This window comes from Exiguobacterium sp. UBA5002, assembly GCF_002396765.1.
GTDB lineage: Bacteria > Bacillota > Bacilli > Exiguobacteriales > Exiguobacteriaceae > Exiguobacterium_A.
Window position 1 is genome coordinate 1 of record NZ_DGYQ01000010.1, and the last position, 4,133, is coordinate 4,133.

6 protein-coding genes are annotated in these 4,133 nt (G+C 48.1%); 4 read left to right on the top strand and 2 right to left on the bottom strand.

The features are described 5' to 3' along the window. Positions 1-104 precede the first annotated feature (104 nt). Positions 105-602 (bottom strand): DinB family protein, encoded by a 498-nt coding sequence (locus B4C70_RS01635; RefSeq protein WP_290776584.1) that lies wholly within the window; start codon positions 600-602, stop codon positions 105-107. Positions 603-692: 90 nt separating this feature from the next. Between B4C70_RS01635 and B4C70_RS01640 the strand changes: the two genes are divergently transcribed. From B4C70_RS01640 to B4C70_RS01655, 4 genes are all read left to right on the top strand, one after another. Next, a complete protein-coding gene (locus B4C70_RS01640; RefSeq protein WP_290776587.1) occupies positions 693-1,448 on the top strand; it encodes a helix-turn-helix domain-containing protein in 756 nt (251 codons plus the stop codon). Continuing rightward, positions 1,448-2,083: a M15 family metallopeptidase gene (locus B4C70_RS01645; RefSeq protein WP_214729921.1), complete on the top strand. Its 636-nt coding sequence runs from the start codon at positions 1,448-1,450 to the stop codon at positions 2,081-2,083. The genes B4C70_RS01640 and B4C70_RS01645 overlap by 1 nt, the downstream gene beginning before the upstream one ends. Continuing rightward, positions 2,080-2,325, top strand: a complete 246-nt coding sequence (locus B4C70_RS01650) for a phage holin (RefSeq protein WP_290776592.1) — start codon at positions 2,080-2,082, stop codon at positions 2,323-2,325. The genes B4C70_RS01645 and B4C70_RS01650 overlap by 4 nt, the downstream gene beginning before the upstream one ends. A 134-nt stretch (positions 2,326-2,459) precedes the next feature. Then, positions 2,460-3,596 carry a GGDEF domain-containing protein gene (locus B4C70_RS01655; protein WP_290776595.1) on the top strand — a complete coding sequence of 379 codons (1,137 nt, stop codon included), beginning with the start codon at positions 2,460-2,462 and terminating at the stop codon, positions 3,594-3,596. Positions 3,597-3,656: 60 nt separating this feature from the next. Here the strand turns inward: B4C70_RS01655 and B4C70_RS01660 are convergent, their stop codons facing one another. Continuing rightward, a complete protein-coding gene (locus B4C70_RS01660; protein WP_214729984.1) occupies positions 3,657-3,950 on the bottom strand; it encodes a hypothetical protein in 294 nt (97 codons plus the stop codon). Positions 3,951-4,133 lie beyond the last annotated feature (183 nt).

The window sequence follows — 4,133 nt, forward strand, 5'->3', positions numbered from 1 at the left end:
GGCAACTTGACGCGAGACAATGAAAAAAGAAGGAATTGCACATCCTGAGTGATGGCAATTCCTTCTTCTCGTTAAATTCAGCTAGTTATGTCCCAGTCTCTTTTTTATGGTCGGTTCGCTAACGTAGCATCAAGCCTTCGTTTTTGATGACGATGGTGGGCGAGATGATACGTGACGAGAGCATACCACTCAGCGGCATTCAACCAGCCCATCCCACCGTGGTGTGTCTTTTGGTCAGGTGCTGTCGATTGAGCAATTGTGGCAAGCGTAGCGTGACGATCGATCAACTGTAGCCAACGTGTCCGCAAGCAGTCGACGTGAGCCGTCTCGTCTGGCGGTGCGTTCAGCGCATCCGGTAACCGGATTGGTGTCGCCGGAAACGCTCCGTCAGCAAATAACTGTTCGCCAAACGGTGACTTTCCGGACGTGGTCACGGGTGCGAACCGGCACGACTCGATTTCATCCAAATACTCATGACTGACGACGATCAAATGATCGTACATCTGACTGATCGACCACGTGTCATGATTGAGATGATAGATTAATTCATCGGGACGATAGTGATCCAGTTCCTTTAAGTAAAACGTAAATAGATCGTTCATTTCGTCACTCCTCTCAAAAAACTTCTCCTTACTCTTTTCGAACAATCCGCGACTTCTTCCTGTCATATTTCCTAGAAAGGAGGAATCACCATGCAAGACCCTTATCTTCCGGTTCCCCATACGCTCTTACGGAGCGGGACGGCATTTGCGTCCGTCCATGAAAAAATGATCTACCTGATCCTTGAGAGTTTCAGTGGTCAAGACGGTCAAGCGTTTCCGTCCTATCAGACGATCGCCGATGCTGTCCCGTGCAGTAAATCGACGGTCAAGTCGTGTATCCAGTCGTTGATCGCAAGCGGTCGGATCGAAAAAGTCGAACGGTTCACGAAACACGGAGGACAGACATCAAATGCTTACCGTGTCCTGCCCCGTGTCGACACACCTTCCCAGGCGAGTCAAGAGACGACTACCCCCGAGGTTTCTGATGCCTCCGAAGAAGAAGTCTTGAAGAAAACGACTTTAAAAAAGGAACTGGTGGAGCAGTACGAGATGAATCTCGGCAAGGCGACACCCCGAATCGAGCAAGAATTGCTACAGCTGGCAACAGAACATCCGATCGAGCGGATCCAATACGCGATCGAAGAAGCGGCGCGGGCGAATAGTCGCCATTTCGGTTACATCGAGCAAGTCGTCAAGCGTCTTGCGACTGGATTACCAGCTGAACGGAAGAAACGAATAACCAAACGTTCAAGAAGAGACACTTCATTATTTCAATTACCGAATTGGATGGAACAAGAAAAAGCAGCGCAACGAGCATATGAAGCACACCATAAGGAAAAACAGATCATACCGGACGATGCCGAAATTGCTGAATTATTACAAGCACTGACAAGGGAGGGAGCTTGATGCAACTGGAAGAATTACTCCGACGTGCGAATCAAAAACTATCCGTTCCTGGAATGCATCCGTCTGTCGTCCGGATCACGCGTGACGTGATTCGTGAGCTTTATCCGCAAGGGATCAAGCTCGGTATAGCGCAAAGCTTTCGGAGCATCGCCGAACAGAATGCGTTGTATGCGAAGGGACGAACGACACCAGGTCCAATCGTGACGCAAGCACGCGGCGGACAATCAAACCATAACTTCGGTGTCGCAATCGACGTCTTCCTTTACGAAGACGGCGCATTGTTCCTTTCTCCGCCAGATGCGCGACTCCACCGAATCGTTAGCGCGATGAAACGACGCGGAATGAGTTGGGGAGGGGATTGGTCTCGTTTTCCCGACTACCCACACTTTGAACTGTATGATCATGTCAGTCTCGCGCGTCATCATGTACCAAAACAAGGACACTATCTCCGGGAACGAATTCAAGCACCGGAACTCGTCCAAGCAATAGAAAAACGTTTGGGTCTTGTGGTGACAGGAATTTTTGATGCTCGATTGACGCATGCTATTCGAACGTTCCAACAGACATGTCGTCTAGTCGCTGACGGGATTGTTGGTCCGCAAACATGGCGTCGTCTCTTTCCGGTGTCGCCATGATTCGTCTTCAGGCGTGGATTCGCCTCTTGATTCCGCTCTATGTTTTTCTTGAGTTACTCTTACCGACGCTCGGTTTCACAGCATTGCCAGTATCGTCAAGTGACGTCGAACGGTTCGTGACGGGTCTGATTGGACTAATTGGTCTACTCGTCGCTTGGTGGAAGAATAATGATGTGACTGAGCGGGCGCTGAGACGAAGGCAGTCACAAGAACAGCTGGAAAACACATCCTTGACCAATTAAGAAGGCTGGAAGCGTTTGGAATGTGCTAGCAACGGGTATTATTTCATACAAACGACTAACAGTTTGATTTCAAGACACCGATATAAGGGATAGACTTTAGTCAAGTAGATGGAGAAAGAAAGGTCGGTCTTTTTGTGAAATGGTCAACGTTGCAGCGGTATTTGTTTTTAGCACTCTGTGCGCTTTTGTTTACAAGTGTCTGGAGTTATCAAGCTTTCCTAAAAATCGAACGAGAAAATGCTCGTATTTTAAACGAAGCGATTCCCATCTCGACGGAAGCAGCAGAATTATTTCCAGCGTTACTAAATCTTGAACTCGTCGTCCGCAGTTATATCCTCTCACCGAACGAGGCGGATTTAGCCCAGTATGAACGGACGATCGATCGACTGGATCAAACGGTCAAGCGACTCAATCAACTCGATGAGAATCATCCGATCATGCGAAAACTCGTCCGGACCGAGGCGATTCCCCGGATTGAGACGGCGACGCATTTTTATGACGCGCAACTGGAACTCGCTCGAAGTGGAGATCAAGCAGCGGCTGAGGCAAAACGATATCAGGGAATGCAGTATATCGAGACGTTTCGTCCAATCGATGCTCGTCTACGAACGGACGTCAATCGCATCATTGCTGAAGCAACGAATCGTTCCGAACAAGCATCGAGTGCTGCGAAATGGGTCATCGTCGTTGTCGCAAGCATCGCGGTCATCGTCTTGATCGCCTTCATCCAGACGTTTCGGATGGAGCGCAGTAAACAAGCCTTGATTCATCGTTCTCTTCACGACGCCTTGACTGGTATCCCGAATCGACGGGCGTTCGATGAACGACTCGAGCAACTCCTTGAAGAAGCCAAGCAACATCAGACACCACTCTCCCTGATTCTGATCGATGTTGATGCCTTTAAATCGTATAACGATACGTATGGTCATTTAAAAGGGGATGAATGTTTAAAAGAAGTCGCCCGCGTCTTAAAGCGTCAAGCGCGTCACGGACAAGTCGCACGGTACGGTGGGGAGGAATTCACAGTCTTGTTGTCGCGTGGAGCAGAAGAAACCCAGCACATTGCAGAACGAATCCGTCAGGACATTCTTGATTTGAATATCGTACATGAACGGTATGAACCACTTTGCCGGGTCAGTGTCAGTCTTGGCTTGACGTCGCTCGTACCCGGAGCAAACACGACGGAAAAAGAGGTCATCGATCAAGCCGATCAAGCGTTGTATCGGGCAAAAGAGAATGGTCGGAACCAAATCGGTGACATGGCAGGTTGAAATTTGAATTCGACAAAAAAAATCCCTCACGTGAGATGCGGTGCTCACGTGAGGGATTTTTCATTGTAAGATGACGCAATACGATCGATCGGAAATGAGAGGCGCCGATATGACATAGACCGCTTTGACGGGAACACCACCGACACGTGCATCGAGTTGTTTGAGTTGGGACCGAATCTTGCGGCTTATGCCATAGCGTGTTTCAGTACTGAGCTCATCGACATCTTCTTGGACGTGCAAGAGAAGTTGGAATGGTTCAAGTGAAAAGATTGAAAAATCACAGGAAATCCGCGGATCCTCGAATTTTTCATTCAATTCCTTTTTGATGTAATAGGCTTCTTGTGCACTGATCATCTTCTCTCACCTCACTCTCCTGGTTGAACGACTTTTTCTCTGCTATAGTCTATATTACCCAGTTTTCTGGCAACTAATCGTCTGATTTTGAAAAATAGTCAATCCAAACTTTAAAAACACTTGAAACCTTCTTTCAAGCTGTCATCCTATCTGATTTTAATAAGACGAATTGTAATATTAAGT